9 protein-coding genes are annotated in these 16,414 nt (G+C 45.6%); all 9 read right to left on the reverse strand.

The genetic code is table 11. From position 1 onward, the window contains the following. Positions 1 to 11: 11 nt before the first annotated feature. Positions 12 to 2,234, reverse strand: a complete 2,223-nt coding sequence (locus ACL9RF_RS16055; protein WP_422801655.1) for a hypothetical protein — start codon at positions 2,232 to 2,234, stop codon at positions 12 to 14. 70 nt (positions 2,235 to 2,304) lie between these two features. Further along, a complete protein-coding gene (locus tag ACL9RF_RS16060) occupies positions 2,305 to 3,771 on the reverse strand; it encodes a RagB/SusD family nutrient uptake outer membrane protein (protein ID WP_422801656.1) in 1,467 nt (488 codons plus the stop codon). 20 nt (positions 3,772 to 3,791) lie between these two features. Beyond that, a complete protein-coding gene (locus ACL9RF_RS16065; protein WP_422801657.1) occupies positions 3,792 to 6,872 on the reverse strand; it encodes a SusC/RagA family TonB-linked outer membrane protein in 3,081 nt (1,026 codons plus the stop codon). 75 nt (positions 6,873 to 6,947) lie between these two features. Continuing rightward, positions 6,948 to 8,030, reverse strand: coding sequence for a FecR family protein (locus ACL9RF_RS16070; RefSeq protein ID WP_422801658.1), 1,083 nt, complete (start codon positions 8,028 to 8,030; stop codon positions 6,948 to 6,950). Between the two features lie 35 nt (positions 8,031 to 8,065). Then, entirely contained in the window at positions 8,066 to 8,578 is a 513-nt protein-coding gene (locus ACL9RF_RS16075) for an RNA polymerase sigma factor (protein ID WP_422801659.1), read from the reverse strand. A 93-nt stretch (positions 8,579 to 8,671) separates the two neighbouring features. After that, the gene (locus tag ACL9RF_RS16080; RefSeq protein WP_422801660.1) at positions 8,672 to 9,874 is read right to left on the reverse strand and encodes a DUF4998 domain-containing protein; all 1,203 of its coding nucleotides are present in this window, start codon (positions 9,872 to 9,874) and stop codon (positions 8,672 to 8,674) included. A gap of 21 nt (positions 9,875 to 9,895) precedes the next feature. Then, positions 9,896 to 11,119 (reverse strand): DUF4959 domain-containing protein, encoded by a 1,224-nt coding sequence (locus ACL9RF_RS16085; protein ID WP_422801661.1) that lies wholly within the window; start codon positions 11,117 to 11,119, stop codon positions 9,896 to 9,898. A 4-nt stretch (positions 11,120 to 11,123) separates the two neighbouring features. After that, positions 11,124 to 13,022 carry a RagB/SusD family nutrient uptake outer membrane protein gene (locus ACL9RF_RS16090; protein WP_422801662.1) on the reverse strand — a complete coding sequence of 633 codons (1,899 nt, stop codon included), beginning with the start codon at positions 13,020 to 13,022 and terminating at the stop codon, positions 11,124 to 11,126. A gap of 34 nt (positions 13,023 to 13,056) precedes the next feature. Continuing rightward, a complete protein-coding gene (locus tag ACL9RF_RS16095) occupies positions 13,057 to 16,308 on the reverse strand; it encodes a SusC/RagA family TonB-linked outer membrane protein (RefSeq protein ID WP_422801663.1) in 3,252 nt (1,083 codons plus the stop codon). Between the last annotated feature and the right edge of the window lie 106 nt (positions 16,309 to 16,414).

The following is a 16,414-nucleotide window of genomic DNA, read 5'->3' on the forward strand; positions in this document are numbered from 1 at the left end:
ATTTACGACTATTAATTTATTTTACTGACAACCCACAACTCCGCATCTCGCACCTTTACAGGCATCAGCAACTTCCTATCGCCACGACGAATTCTGCCGACTTCAAGGCCCGTAAAAAAGTCGGTCAGCTTGTAATTTCCTTTTGGAAGACCTATTTTTTGAAGGTCAAAACTGGCTTCAAAAAACTGCTTCTCATCGAAGTTAAATGCCGATAATAGAAATTGCTCCCCCGGTAAGTAGAACGACAACTGCTGGTCCATACTTTCACCCTCCGATAGTTTTAGCGGCATAAATGCTTTGGGCGCACGGAAGTAAGCAGCAACGGCAGGGTTATTAAGGTATTTCTTTGCGCGCTGCGCGGATAAAGGATCACGGTAATCGGAACCATCGCCCAATATACTCCCCATAGTTACCAGCGATATTACCCGCACCTTCACCTCGCTTTCCGTCAACTCTGTATGCTGCTGAAACTTACGCATCACCAGATTATCCATATTTGTATACGGCCATAAAGTGCCCTGTACCCATCCCATATGTGATGCAGTAATCATAGATGCTGCAGTACTGCCGTAATGCGAAAACCCCGGCTGACTATCGCGCAGATGCGAGTGCACATCCGTCGATACGAAGCGGGTATGCGCATATTGATGCGGATACATAGGCGATATTGCCATGGTGATAAATACATCCGTACCCATAATTGAATCGACCAGATGCTTAAAAGTTTTCATACCATAGTTATAGGCCTGCATACCTGTACGAATATGAGGGTTATACCATTTCTTGGCTTCAAAAGAACCTGCCGTCAGGAAATCAATTTTTATAAATTTAGCACCTATGGCATGCGCCTTTTCGATCTGGTTGATCATAGAAGCACGCGTTGCCGGGTGGGTAGGATCCATCGGAAAAGCCCCCCATTGGCCATCTTTAAAAGGAATAGGCTTGTCGTTGTTATCACGCAATATCACCTCCCGCAGTGGCACCGTCGTACCGGGAAGGATGGCGCTATTAATCTGGTCACTCCAGGTCCATAACGAAAATGGGCTACAATAAAAACCCAGCTCCTGTCCATGCGCACGTGCGTAGTCACCAATTTCTTTCAGTACCTGCGTAGAATAAATCCCCTGGTCGTAAGAGTCAATACTCAACACCGGCTTACCGTCTTTATTAAGCTGATCGAGTCCTTTTATAAAATCAATAATTTTATAAACATCCGGCGGCATCATAATACCCTCATGCCCTAAAACGCCCTCCACAGAAAAACTATTCCAATACATCGGAGCATTACCGTTCCACGTTAAGCTACCCGAGCTTTCTACCTGTGCCTTACCGTAATTTACATTCGAAATACGGAAGTCATCGGAGGCCTCCAGAAAAATTAAGGGCGAGCGTAACTCCGTCGCCAACATGGTTCCATGCGGGTTTACATCATGCGTGCCATCCTGCCCACCAAAGTTCATGGGAAGATTCGGGTTATCCGGACGTGCAGCACCTCCGTATGTTGTAAAATCGGTTAATATCCCCTTCTCCTGGGTGGATTTGTAGGTAATACCCGTTTTCCAGAAGTCGTGTTCTAAACTACCTATTGTAAGACCTTTATATGTCTTTTGGTCGTACAGCATCGCCACCTCATGACTAACTCCATCTAAAATAGCATCTTGATTTTCTTTTGGCCAGGGTAAAGCCAACAGTTTGCCCCAGTTATCATTGTCGAAAGGTAGGTCTACCACAATCGGTTGCTCCCAGGGAAAATATGCCGATCCAGCAGTTTTAGGATCAAGACTTAGCGGACTAATATTTCTGGTTTCCAGCATACGACCATCCTTACTGGTCAGCAGTAAGCGCAACAGCAGGTGCTGTTCTCCTTTTTTCTGCGTAAAAATCTGCCTCATCACCAAGCCACTTGGATCCTCATGACTAAAGGTTACCGTTGTAGTTTTCGCTCCTGCCGTCCCCTTATCCTCAACCTGTATCGCATGTTTATGGAAGGATGCAGAGGTTTTAATACCCACATGCAGCAGATCCACATAGCCCATGGTATTTTTTAATACGGCACCATTATTAAAACGGTAATCTACCAATCCGGAGTTAAGGTTAAAGCTTATTTTCCCCGAAGGGACAGTCCATTCCTTAACCGCTTTACCCACATTTTTTAAGGTTTGCGCTTGCGATGCATGGCACCCTAACGCCAGTAGACCCAAGGCGATGAATTGCACCTTAAGGTTTGAAAACATTCTAGTCATCCTTTTTTTCATTTGTCTTTATAGTATACATGTAAATTTCCCCTTATAAGAAGCGGATACGTTAATAGCCAATATTCTGTTTCAGCAGCCCAGCGCTCAATTGGATTTCGGATAATGGAATGGGCAAACGCTCGTGGATACCCTTTTTAAAATTGGGTAACACCGCAGCGGCTCTACCTGTACGCACCAGCTCATAAAACCTACGGTGCTCCCCCAGCGCGGTTTCCACCCGCATTTCCTGATAAATCTGCGCCAAGGTAACACGTGCATATGCTGGAAGAATCGTCATATCTGTATTTCCACTATGCTTACGGGCGCGCTCACGAATACGGTTTACCAAGCTCGTAGCGTAGCTGATATTTCCATTATGGTAAGCCGCTTCTGCAGTCCATAACATCACCTGTGCAAGGCCAAAAATACGATCGTTGGTGGGGCCATCGGCGTTGGTTCCGCCAGTGGCAGTTGGAATTTGATCTTTTGGGAGCCAATATTTACGGTTCCAGTATCCAGTTTCACTGGCTGCCGTGTTGGCAATAGTACCATCGGGTAGCAGCTGCCCGTGCTGTATTACGGTAGCAGTAAGGCGTGGATCTCCCGGCTCAAATGCAGCTACCAGGCTCTTAGATGGCACGATAAAACCATAACCCCAAGTGTTTCGCGGATTCATAAATAGATTAAGTAAGTTCCCCGTTCCCTTACCCGGAATATTCTCGCAGTTGACCTCAAAAATCGATTCAGAGCCAAACTCGCCGGCGATGGTCCATATTTCTGTTACATCATTTACCAAACTATAAGCTTTGCTCTGCATAATTTCGTCTCCAATCTGCTGCGCGTCTACCCACCTATGCTGCCACATATACAACTCCAGCAACAACGCCCTGGCAGCACCTTCAGTCGCCCGCCCATAATTTTCTTTCTGTTGCTGTGCCTTACTTTCCAGGCCCTGCATGGCGATTTGTAAATCGGCTTCTACCTGCGCCAGCACCACTGTAGCCTCCGACTGTGGAACATCATATTTACCGTTCTCCAGCGGCTCCAACAGCAGCGGTACCCTTTCAAACAGGCGCACCAACTGAAAATAATAGTAAGCCCGCAAGAAATAAGCTTCGGCCAAAACCCGAGTTTTCAACTTAGCATCCATCGCTATCGGAGGTACCTTCTGCAGAATGGTATTGGCTAAAAATACACCTCTAAAATTATCCCGCCAGGCATTAAAGACATATCCGTTTTCAGGCCCTGCTGTAAATAGTTTGAGCTGTTGTAATAGAGCTTGATCCGAAGCACCGCCACCACCTTTATGGGCATCATCAGAACGTACATCCCCAAAGGAGCTGGGCGAATAGCCCGCATAAGCCTGGTCTTTCATTAAGCGATACGCTGCAGTAACACCACGCACAGCATCCTCAGCCGTTTTATAATAGTTAACTGTAGCTTGTTGAGCTGTAGGGACCTCGTCTAAAAATCCATTACAGCCCATACACAACCAAATTAAACACACACTAAAAAACGTATATCTCATTATTTTCATCTGCTCTATTACCAAGGTTATTAAAAAGAAATATTTACGCCGACAGCGACCGTTTTGCTCTGTGGGTAATTGCCATTATCTATACCCATATCCAGGGTACCACCGCTACCACTATACTGCTGCCCTACCTCAGGGTCGTATCCGGTATAGCGCGTAATTGTCAGTAAGTTTTGTGCAGACACATAAAAACGAGTATCCTTTAACCCCTTTATGGCACCCGATTTTAGGGTATACCCCAAGGTTAGGTTTTGTAACCGCAAGAAAGAACCTCGCTGCAGGTAATAATCCGATACCCTACTATTATTGTTGGGGTCGCTGGCCGTAAGGCGTGGCATCGTATTACTTGTGCCCGGCCCCGTCCAGCGCCCTAAGGCTGCACGCTCCAAGTTATAATTCGAAATAAAAAAACCATGGGTATAATACTGGTAGGCTGCCAATACCTTATTGCCGTATACCCCATTAAAAAAAGCCGAAAAATCGAAACCTTTAAACGTTGCCCCCAGGTTAAAGCCGTAGGTCAGTTTCGGAATTGGTGATCCCAGAAATTGTTGGTCTTTTTCATCAATAACACCGTCGTTGTTCAGATCCTTAAAGCGGATATCTCCTGGCGCCGTACCCGGGTTCTGCTTTGCTGCCCCATCGATTTCCTGCTGGTTTTGGAAAATTCCGTCGGTCACATAACCATAAAATGACGCTACAGGCAGCCCTACGCGGGTAAGCTGTGTTTGTCCGGGTTTTATATTGCCGCTATAAATGTGCTGTCCTTCCCACATTACCTTTTCAATACGGTTTTTAATCGTTGCAAAATGTACCCCAATATTCCAACTGAAATGATGCGAAGGAGAATCCATAAAATTCATTGAAAATTCTAAACCCGAGTTTTTCATGGTACCCGCATTCTGCCGCGGACTTTCCGTATATCCGGAAATGGCAGGAATATTCAAGCGCATCAACATATCGACAGTACGTTTTTCGTAATAATCTATGGTTCCTGTAAGCCTATCCTTAAGTAGTGCATAATCAAAACCTACATTCCACTGCTGTACCTGCTCCCAACGCAAATTGGGATTTGCCAAACTATACGGTTCGCCAGTAGGCTGTGCAACGGCTGGAAGACCGATGGCATAATAGGCGTTTTGTATGCCGGCGGCATAATCATAATACCCCACACTGGCCTGATTACCCACAATCCCCCAGCTACCACGTATTTTAAATGCATTAACCTGTTCAACATCCGATAAAAAGGATGCCTTCTTCAGGTTCCAGCCGACGGAAGCCGAAGGGAAATTGCCGTATCTATAATTTGCTCCAAATTTAGAGGACCCATCTCGACGGATGGTTAGGGTTGCAAAATAACTGTCCTCCAGGTTATAATTTACCCGGGCCATATACGACAAAAGACTCCAGTTTTGCTGTCTGCCGCCAACCTGCTGCCCCGAGATTCCAGCATCCAGGTAGTGCAGGTAAGGCGCATTACCGGGCTGTCCTTGGTTAGCGCCATACAGATTATCAAAAGAATACCGCTGTGCAGATACCCCCGCCAGCACTGTAAACTGATGCCGGGCGGCCAGTACAAAATCATAGGTTGCCGTATTATCCCAGGTCCAGCTGTTTACCAAATCTTTCTGCTGATACATCCGGGATACCGGGTTATTAAAATTGGGTGCTACCTGATAGGTCGGTGTGAATTGCTTATAATCCGAAAATTTTAGGTCCACACTGTAGGAAGATTTCAAGCGCAACCCCGCCCATGGTTTTACCTGCATAAATACATTACCGAGCAAGCCCCACGCTGTCGTAGGCCAATGGCTATATAGGTAATGGATTTTGGCTAGCGGATTAACGATATCTGAATATTCTGTAGCCGTAAAATTACCCTCCTTGTCGCGCACAGGAATAGTAGGGTCCATAGCCATAGCATCGTTGATCACATTAGCACCGAAATCTGTTGCCACACGGTGGGTAACCGAACGATTCAGCGTTAAAGTTTCGCCAAATTCAAGGTAACTTTTAGGTTTTAAGTTTAGGGTATTTGCGATATTTAGCCTTCTATAATCCGACCCTCTTAACGTACCATCCTGCCCCAAATATGCACCGCTAACGCGGTAGGTCAACTGCTGGCTACCACCTGCAAGGGCAACATTATAGTTTTGCATATGCGCCGTACGAAAGAGTTCACGCTGCCAGTTTGTTGTTTCGGTATAAGCAGATGCCGGCTTTGTAAAGGGCGACTGCTGGCCTGCATTATTATATGCCTCCTCATGTAAGGCAATATAATCGGATGCCGAAACCATATCCAACAACTTACGCACCTTCGACAGCCCCTGAAAGGTACTGAATGTAATTTGAGCAGGGCCATCCGTTCCCGACTTTGTTTTTATCAATAGCACCCCATTAGCACCCCGCGATCCATAAATAGCCTGTGCGGAGGCATCTTTAAGAATATCGACAGATGCAATAGAAGCAGGGTCAATGCTATTTATGGCATTGGATGCCAAAGGTATACCATCTACCACATACAAAGGATCGGCATTATTTATCGAAGTCAGTCCTCGTATTCTTACCTGAGCAATGGATCCGGGGGAGCCCGAATTCTGTGTAATCTGCACAGCCGATGTTTTGCCCTGCAGTGCCGACTGCACATTGACAACGGGCTGCTCTTTTAAAAGCGTTGCAGCAACAGAGGAAATAGCGCCGGTAACGTCACTTTTGCGCTGCGTACCGTAGCCCACCACCACCACATCGGCAATCTCCTGGCTTTTTAACCTGAGGTTTACAATCAGATTATTCGTTGCTCCGGCTTTCACATCTACACCGGTAACCTGCTTTCTAAAGTAGCTAATATTCGTAAAAGTGAAGCTATAAATAGCCACAGGCAACTCCGAGAGCTTAAACTTCCCTGCCGTATCCGTCGTAGTTTTAAACAGCACAGCCCCAGTCCGGTCTTTCACCGAAATATTTACATAGGCTATTGCTTTTCCTTCTACATCGGTCACAATACCTTGAACACTGCCTCCCCGCTGTTGTCCAAAAATAGTATTCACTGCACCTAGGAGCAAGGAAATTCCAAACCCTACACCAAGGATGAATTTCTGAAACATAATTCGCTACACTGATTATTTACCTATAAACGATTATAACTGGGGGTATCCCCTAATCGAGGCGTAGATTTTTTTTTAGTTTTTATGGTCGATATGGAAGGCATGGCTTCCCATTTTTTTAAGTTGCAGGTCATTCAGCTGCACGATGGTATTCAACACCGTAGTAATCGATTGTCCTGTATCTATGCTTAGGTACATATTTTGCTGCGCCATATCCTGTGGATAGCCTATTTTGCAGGTATAAATGGTCTCCAATGCGGCAATTAATAGGCTAAACTTTACGTTTTTAAATATATATTGCCCATTTTCTACGGTGTAGACCGATTTAATATCCACTTCTTCAGCAGCATTGGTTTGTAGTGTTGCGCGCTGTTCCGGCAGTTCGGTTTTAGTCTGATGTGCAGCGATAAAATCCCAGGTATTTTCCTTGGCGTCATACCTAACCCTATCACCCGCATGCAGGTAGGATACCCTTTGTGTATCGCCTGCAGCAAAAACCTTCACCTTTCCCTCATGCAGTATCACTTCGGTTTGTAATGCTGTCTCTTTAACGGTAAAAACTGTCCCTAAAGCCTGGGTCACCAAGCCCCTACAGGTCACCGAAAATGGTCTATTTACATCCTTACTAACCTGAAATTTAGCCTCCCCTTCGAGGGATATCTCCCTTGCCCTGGCACTGAAATTTTGCAGATACCTGAGTTTACTACGCGGAGCCAGCTGTACCATAGAAGCGTCGGGTAATACAATAATTTGAACTGTATCTGTGCTATTTACCTGCTCGCTATACCTACCAAGGGTTGCTGAAACAGGATCCACGGCAGTTCTTTCGGGGAGATAAAAAACCCCTAAAGCGATAAAACCACCTAACAACAGCAGCGCCGCCGCCACAGCAGCAGCAGCATAGAAATATTTTATTCTTCGGGGTTTAGGACTGGCGGAATCGGCATATAGTGTTTGCTTTTGTATGTTCTCGTATAATTCCAGGCTAATTTCCTCAGGCAAAGGTTTCGCATTTTGCTGTATATAATGCTCCCATTCCGTTTCATCGAAGCCGCTGGCGATATCCTCCATTTCGTGGGAGGATTTTTTCTCTGCTGCTGATAAATCCGGTTGTAGGTTGTCCCTATCCTTTGTTTTATGGGTATCCTTACTATGCACGCTAACGTTTAGGTCCTAAATCTAAGATTTTAAACTTAAAAAAACATCCTTAAATGCCGTATCGCTAAAGAAATATGGTTTTCAACGGTTTTCGATGACAAGGAAAGGATATGAGAAATTTCCTTATGGCTAAACTGCAAAACTCGACTCATGTAAAACACATGCTGCCGCATAGGCGGCATAGCCGCAATAAGCTGATTCAACCGCTGCTGTGTATCCTTTAGCTGTACCGCATCTAGCACATCGTTATTAAATAACTCCTGTTGTACCGTTGTAATATCTAACATATTGTGCCGTTGGTTACGCCTGTACTCATCAATAAAAGCATTCTTTGCCATCCTGAACAGCTGTTTGGAGAGGCTTACATCTGCTTTCAGCGTCTCCCGGTTGTGCCATAACTTAATAAAAGTAATCTGCACAACCTCCTTCGCCATATCATGTGATTTTGTCTTTTCGAGAATAAAGTTGTACAAAGGGGTATGATAGCTTTCGAAAACCTCTTCAAAAGCTTTTTCATTCCCTCGTATCAGTTCATCCAGTACATTCATACTATACATTCATCCTAAGCCACAACAAATGTTCGCTAATCCAACACTTATTATTTTTCAATAAAAATTATACTAAAGCTGTTAAAGGTACACCTAATCCTTACTATATGGTGTTATTTCTATAATATGTATAAAATTGTTACCTCCCCAAGTTTCCAAAACCTTAAAACGTAGGTATCGTACGGCAGCAGGTTGCCCCTCAAAAATAAGATCATGCCCATTTTTAGCCATACGGATGTCGTCCTCATGCTGCTGCCCCTGCGGTAAACCAGAAGGCTTAAGAATGGTAAAACGGCCGAGATTGGACCAGGAGTCCCAGCTACCATCTGCCGACGGATTATTGCTACCCCAAATTTCCAGGACCTTGGGGTTTCCGGCATCATATACCGACGACATGCGTTGCCATAGTTTTATCTTCGACAAGCTATACTGGGTACCCATATCTATGGTAAACGAAGCCGGCATCCCTACATCGGCACTATGATAGCCCGGTTCATCGTAGCTGTTGTTCCATAAATTCGGTAGTACCCATCCCCAAGCCGTTCCAGCATCGTTTGGTAGGCTAATGGCACCAAACTTGGCTTTATCAACCGGGCGTAATACCGGCGGAAAATAGGCGTCTTCAAGGCTATAGATGGTATCGATAGCATTAGGCTCCGGGGCGTACCCCGATCGGTACTGTATGGCTGTACCATACTTATAATCGGGTAATACTAAGGTATGTTCCTGGGCGGGAAGATGTAAAATACGGCGCTGCCCTACCCTATTTTCATAAGATACCCGGGTAGTAATATTCATGCTATCGGCGGTAAGAAACTTTAAACGCAGCTGCCCGGCATCATCTACGTCATATGGGTTCTGCAGATCCGGCAATCGGTTTAAAAGGATAGACCGAAAATTTGGACCATACACCCGCACATTATGAATCTGCTGCCCAATTGATGTATTGCCTTCTTTATCAAAGGAGATAATCGTAAAGCTATACACATACTCGGCCAATTCGGGTACAATAGCCCGCATGCTATCGGTTGGGTTGTGTGTGGTAGCCTCGATTTTCATTTTTTTATCGCCATTGTTCCAGACGATTTCATAATGGCTAATATTGGGATCCGGACTGGGGTTCCATACCAACATCGTGCGCCCCTCACCGGCATAATAACGAACATTTTGTGCCAATCCTGGATATACAATTTCTTTATTCTCCAGGTATTTCTTATAATCATCGGCATATTTTTCACAGCCCAGCTGCAGCCATACAGCGAACAGCAACAAGGGCATTACATAAAGTCTTTTCATCCTTATTATAATTTTAGTTTATTACTGATTGCTACCATAAAAAGATAACTCGATTGCATTCGCGTAATTCAATCCTCCCCAGGTTTGGTTCACTAAAAAACGAATGTACTTTACCGTAGGTGCCGAGCTAGGCATTTTAAAGTTTATGCCCTGTGCAGCAAAGGCATTATCGGCGGCATTCGCCTGGCTTCCCGGCAAGCCAGAGGGTGGGTTGGGATAGATAAAATTGCCCATATTCACCCAGTCGCCAGCTTCATCTCCAGGCTGAGAATTACGGGGTAACTGCACATCCTTCGGCTGATCGACATTGGAACCCCACAGGGTTATAGATTTTGGATTCTGATAGGCATACATATTTGGCAACCTGTTCCACAGAACAAAACGGCTGATCTTTGCTGACGGACCAATACCGAAGGTTGCCACCGTTAATGGCTCGCCCTGTGTATGCCAGCCCGGTTCGTTTAAGCTGCCGTCAAACAGGTATTTTACCTCCCAGCCCCAACCAATGGGCGCATCACTAGGTAGCTGGTAGGTAAAGAATTTATTTTTATCCAATAGGGTTTCATACAGGGGAGTTAATTTCACAAAGCGGGTATCTGATACGTTGCCAAAGCGGTCTGTCGTATAAACACCAAATTCATTTTCTTGGGGCTCATACCCACGGATGGAAACATCAATCTGCTTGCCGTGTATATACTCCGGATCCTTCTCTACGAAGCTATTGCTCTTGCTATCAAAAGCGAGGAGATGTATGCCGATCGGTGCTGCATCGGGGTTCTCGCCCACGAAGGAGGCGCCCCCAAAATCGGCGCTTATCGATAGCCCTTCGTTGACCAAAATATAGTTCGGTGTTTTCGGGCTTACTTTAACCACGACTGGATCCGACTTTACATTAGCGCGACTCACCGTGTTTAAGACCACCTCATACGTGCCGGCTTTGGAAAAGCCTTCTACCAGGATGGTATCGGTATAAAAGCTGGTTTTAGACTCGCGGTAGTGGCCTTCACGAATCGGATACCTCGCCTGCACATAGAGCAGGTTGGTCGATTTAGGTAGGCTGTAGGTAATACGGGCGGCACCATTCAGGTTTTCAACCTTTATATCGGTTACTACACCAGGTTTTGTTGTGTCGGTAGAGACAATATCTACCGGCGATTCGCTTTTGCTACAGGACCATAACAGCAGTAGTGTGTAAAGCATATAGGTAAACAATTTACCTGTATAGTTTAGATGGATCTTTTTCATATTGCTACCAATAAGGGTTTTGTATTAGGTTTTCGTTTATTACAACATCGGTATTATTTAAAGGCCATAGGTAATCGCGGAGCCCAAAGATTGGCGATAATACCCCCACAGGTCTATAATACAATAGGGCATCCTCCTCGTTTATGCTCCAGCCCTGTAGAGGCCTACTCAATACATTTTGTAGCTCTTTCCACCGCCGTAAATCCCAGCCACTCTGCCCCTCAAAGGCCAGCTCAATTCGGCGCTCCTGGTGGATAATCTGCCGTAGTCCATCCTTGGTTAGCGCCTTTCCTGGTGTACGCGAAAAGTTCGCCCATGCATCCCTGACCTTCGGTAAACCGGCGCGTAGGCGTACCCTGTCGACATAGTCATACACCAGCTCGGTCGGACTACTATGTACCTCGTTCAGCGCTTCGGCATAGAGCAGGTACAAAGCCGCCAAGCGCATCATGGGCAGCTTAAAATCTATGGGTGAAAATTCCACGTCCATTACTGTCATATAATGCACCAGTTTCTTGGGCCAGTAGCCTGTAATATTACGGGCATTTATACTCTTCGGCCCCGCTAACCCCGTAACCCCACGTGCTTGAACATAAAAAGCTTTATCTTCATCTGAAATACCGTTGCCAAACCATATTCCGCCATCAAAACCCAAGGCAGCATAAAATCTTCGTTCCCGGTTGAAATGTGCCTGCACCGTTTCATACCCTCGGCGGATAACATGCTGATGTTTATCGTCGCCACTTTTCAGCGTAAACCTGCCGTTATAGTCCCAGGTTTTATCTTCCGTTATCGGAACGCCATTTTCGGTATAGAAAATATCGACCATATTAATCGGAACGGCCCAATTTGAAGGATACGAGTTGGACATACCCACGGCACGCCCGGTAAGCTTCGGCATGCTGTAGGCTTGATAGCCAAAGCCGAAGTTAAGCCCCCATATTAACTCTGGATTTTCCTCCCAGCGATGTGTGATAACATGCTGCAGCGCTAAAATCTGCTTTAATTCTGGCGATACCTGCTGCACATTGGCGGTTGGTACATCTGTGCTGAGGTGGAGGCCAATTTTTTCGCATTCTGCAATCGCTGCTTGGGCGGCTTCCGCAGCCAACACCCATTTCTGAGCATCGTATTGTTGTGGAAATAAAACTGTACCGTCCTTATCTTTGAAACCTGTATAATCGGGATTTCCATTAAAAAGAGGGCTCGCTGCTGTCGCCAACATTTCTGCTTTTATGGACATCGCCATGAACTTGGTCATGCGTCCAAATTCCTGCGTTCTATTTTCTATGCGCAGCGGCAAATCAGGAATAGCTTCGTCCATCAAATGTAAAACAAAGGCAAAAGACTCGTCTAAAGTTGCTCTTTTGCGTTTGGTCTTTTCGATATCTACATCCACAGGGTTATTCTCTTCTATCAACACCACAGGACCATACATCCGTATTAAGCGATAATGGTAATAAGCCTTCAGAAATTTGGTCTCCGCAATCCATCGCTTCTTTTCATCGTCGCGAAGGTCAATGGGTTTATCGATGTTTTCCAGCATAATATTGCAGCGCCGAATCGCCCGATACAGGTTGTCCCATTCTGCCAGAACCGGGTTACCACTGGTCTGGATACCGCGGATAAGGTTGAAACCTGAGGAGTTAAAGTACTGGGTCTCTAATATCGGGTAAATAATTTCCGAAGAGGTTGTGAACCCTGGATTATAGATAACATCCGAAAAGCGTTGCATCGTAGAGTAACAGCCGAAGAGATAATTTTCGGCTTCATTTCTATTGCGGAAGGCATAATCCAGTGTGCCAACGCTATCGGGTACAATATCCAGGTATTTACTACAGGAGCTTGTTAGCCCTCCAAAAAGCAGGGAGCCTACAACAAATATTTTATATATACTTTTCATCGTTGCTTAATATTTAAAAATCAGAGGTTAATGTTTACAGGTTAATATGCAGACCTATGTTAAATACCCGCTGTAATGGATAGGCAAAGGCATTCCCCCCCTGCTCTGGATCCCAAAGTTTAAAGGCGCTCCAGGTATACAGGTTTAAACCACTAGCATACACACGTAGGCTTTCTAACCGTATCCGATGAGCGACTTTTTTAGGAATGGTATAACCAACCTCGACCGACTTGAGACGCAAAAAGCTGCCATCACGTAACCACCAGTTGCTGCTTTGTAAGTTGTTGGCAATAGATGTTACCGAAGTACCTAGGCGCGGGTACTGGGCATAGAGATTTTGATTTTCCTCGGACCAATGGTCGTCGGCATAGGCTTGTAATACCTGTGTATTTCCGTAGATGTACTTCTGCGGACTGGTAACAAATGGGCTTGTTCGCCAGGGATCAATAAAGAAGGATACACGCGTTTGCCCCTGGAAAAATGCCGCCACATCAAAACCTTTGTAGGAGCTAGAGAAGCCAAATCCGAAGACGACTTCAGGGGTACTCGGATAGCCCATAAATACAAGATCTAAATGGTCGATAACACCATCGCCATTCATATCGCGGTATTTAATATCTCCCCCCTGCGGACTGATGCCTTGGTAGCGATTTCCCCATTCATCGGTTACCGACATGGCTTGCCGTGGTGAGCTGGCGGCCTCCAGATCGTCAACAAATAAACGCTCGGCAATATAACCGTAACCACGACCTATAGGCTGACCGATAAAATGCCGCCATGGCTCTTTGTAATTCGGTTCTTCGATATAGGTATATTTGTTGGTGGCATAGGTGAAATTACCACGGAATGCGGCCCATACTCCATTGCTGAAGCTTCGGCTATACTCCGCAGAGAGGTCAATACCCTTCGAGTCTACTTTTCCAAGGTTCGTACTTACGCTAGACTCCAAACCTTCGGTCGATGGGATATAGCGCTCCCGTAAAATATCATAACGGTGATTTTTATAGACCTCAGCAACGATATTTAAATTTTTTAAGAGACTGGTTTCCAGCGCCAGGTTGGTCTGCCGCGAAGTTTCCCAGGTGATATTGCTATTGGCATAACTGCGAATTAATACCCCTTTGCGTTCGTATTGATTCTGAAAACCAAACTGCGCCCAGTTAGGGCCGTTTGCCAAATCTACATCAGAAAGGTAGAAAAAACGCTGGCTACCTATCGCATCGTTCCCCACTAAACCATGACTTGCGCGTATTTTCAACTTGCTAATAAACCCGTCCTTATCCCAGAAATCTTCGTTGGAGACCACCCATGATGCGCCAATAGTCGGAAAGAAACCGAAACGGTGGGCTTTGGAAAAACGCTCGGATCCGTTATACCCAAAATTAAACTCCGTAAAATAGCGATTTTTAAAGGAGTAGGTTAAGCGACCTGCCAGGCCTACGTTACGGAAAGGTAGGGAATAGGGCAGCGTATATTCGTTTGTGCGTGGATCACGGGAGCTGGAATACGTCGTTTCCTGCAGGGTACCTATTAAGGTGGAGCTCAACGTATGATGGCCAAATGTACGGTTATAATCCAGGGCAGATTGCAAATACACAAAGGTATTCGCATTAGGTTCTCCACGGTGGTAGTTCAGGTATTCTGTAGCGACATTATTTCCGGTAGGTTTGGGATTTAACCATAACAGGGAGTAGCTGTTATCGTCGGGATTATAGGTGTTAATATTATAATAAAAGGGGTTGTAAGCAAGCTGTGAATCAAAATAGGAATACCGGTTGGTATTAAAAAGAGCCCGTAACTTCAATCCATCGGTCACAAATTCTAAATTTTGGTTCAACTCGAACTGTGCCGAGAGGCGCGACTCGGAAGAGCGTTTCTGCCCCCGAAGTAGCTGTGCATAGGGGTTGTTATAGAGTATACTATTGCTCTCGGTACCGCCCGCGGTTCCATTATTTCCGAATAGGATATGCTGGCTGTTTTTATGTGCCTCATCGGGTTCATAAAATGCGGGAAACAGCACCGGGCTGGTGTGCATCGCAATATTATATAAGTCTGAAGCAAAGGAGCCATCCGCTGTAATCGGACCGCGGTACTCGCTGAAGTTACCGGATAAACGAACGATCAACTCGGTGGTTTTGGATAGGTTAACATTGACGTTGGATCGTAACTGATAGTTTTTAAAGTTTACATTGTTGTTTTTATTATTACGTACATCGTTGCGCAATACGCCATGGTCTTGATTATAGGAGCCTGCAATAAAATAACGGGCGACATTTCCTCCACCCGTAACGGAGATGTTGTTGCGCTGCGTCATGGCATTTTTCTTGAACAGCATATCCAGCCAATCTACAGCCGGATTTACATACGGGTTGCTTCCGGGAGCAGCATCTAGTGTGGCCTGTACATCCCTTATTTTTGCTGGCGTAAAGGGTAAACGCTGCTTCGGATCGCGGGTTAAGGTGGCCTCATTGTAAAGGCTCATATAGCTAATAGGGTCGACTAAAGCTAAGGTTTTTGCCGACTGCGACATAGAAACTTCCGAGCGGAAGTTAATATTAGCCTTCCCCTCTGCCCCCTCTTTTGTACGCACCAATATCACACCGTTGGCACCACGAGCGCCATATAGCGCTGTAGCACTGGCATCCTTCAGGATAACGAAACTGGCAATATCGTCTACATTTAAACGCGCCAAATCATTGGTTGATAATTCGACATTATCAATCAGGATTAAGGGTTCCTGCCGATAGCCGAAGGTGGTAACGCCACGGATAAAAAACTGTGCGTTGTCTTGCCCCGGTTGTCCGGAGCGCTGGAAGCCAATAACACCGGCAATCTGTCCGGCCAAGGCATTCGTGAGGTTGCTCGCTGGAATTTTAAGCTTCCCTGGTTCAACGGAGGTTACCGAACCGACGACGGCTTCCTTACGCTGCCTCTGGCTGAAGGCGGTGATGACGACTTCCTCCACATCCGCATGGACAGCTTTTAAAATCACTTGCAATGGCTTGCTGTCGGTAAGCATTACCTGCTGCGTTATAAAGCCTACATTAGAAAACTGCAGCACCGTAAGATTACTGCCCTCCAGAATAAAGTTACCGTTCTGGTCGGTTCGGGTTTCAATGCCTGCACGGCCTATTGCACGGACATTCACGCCTTCCAATCGCCGTCCGGTAGAATCAGCAACAGAGCCCGTGATGGTGCTAATCTGTTGGGCATATACCGTATTGCATTGAAGTTGTATGAACAGCAGTATGCATAGATGTGTAGCATAATAAAAGATAGTTTTCATACGTATAATTGGTTATAATATCATTCTTTAGTTTAAGAAAAAACAGTACAGCGCTGTACGATTGTAATGGGCATAATGCGCAGCAACAACACTGATTTTCTCGGCT

Source organism: Sphingobacterium sp. Mn56C (assembly GCF_049319645.1).
GTDB lineage: Bacteria > Bacteroidota > Bacteroidia > Sphingobacteriales > Sphingobacteriaceae > Sphingobacterium.

What these genes read in the sequence shown, in the direction of transcription:
- ACL9RF_RS16055 (WP_422801655.1), bottom strand. Translation starts at nt 2,234, where the DNA reads ATGTTTTCAAACCTTAAGGTGCAATTCATCGCCTTGGGTCTACTGGCG.
- ACL9RF_RS16085 (WP_422801661.1), bottom strand. Translation starts at nt 11,119, where the DNA reads ATGAAAAAGATCCATCTAAACTATACAGGTAAATTGTTTACCTATATG.
- ACL9RF_RS16095 (WP_422801663.1), bottom strand. Translation starts at nt 16,308, where the DNA reads ATGAAAACTATCTTTTATTATGCTACACATCTATGCATACTGCTGTTC.
- ACL9RF_RS16075 (WP_422801659.1), bottom strand. Translation starts at nt 8,578, where the DNA reads ATGAATGTACTGGATGAACTGATACGAGGGAATGAAAAAGCTTTTGAA.
- ACL9RF_RS16060 (WP_422801656.1), bottom strand. Translation starts at nt 3,771, where the DNA reads ATGAAAATAATGAGATATACGTTTTTTAGTGTGTGTTTAATTTGGTTG.
- ACL9RF_RS16090 (WP_422801662.1), bottom strand. Translation starts at nt 13,022, where the DNA reads ATGAAAAGTATATATAAAATATTTGTTGTAGGCTCCCTGCTTTTTGGA.
- ACL9RF_RS16065 (WP_422801657.1), bottom strand. Translation starts at nt 6,872, where the DNA reads ATGTTTCAGAAATTCATCCTTGGTGTAGGGTTTGGAATTTCCTTGCTC.
- ACL9RF_RS16080 (WP_422801660.1), bottom strand. Translation starts at nt 9,874, where the DNA reads ATGAAAAGACTTTATGTAATGCCCTTGTTGCTGTTCGCTGTATGGCTG.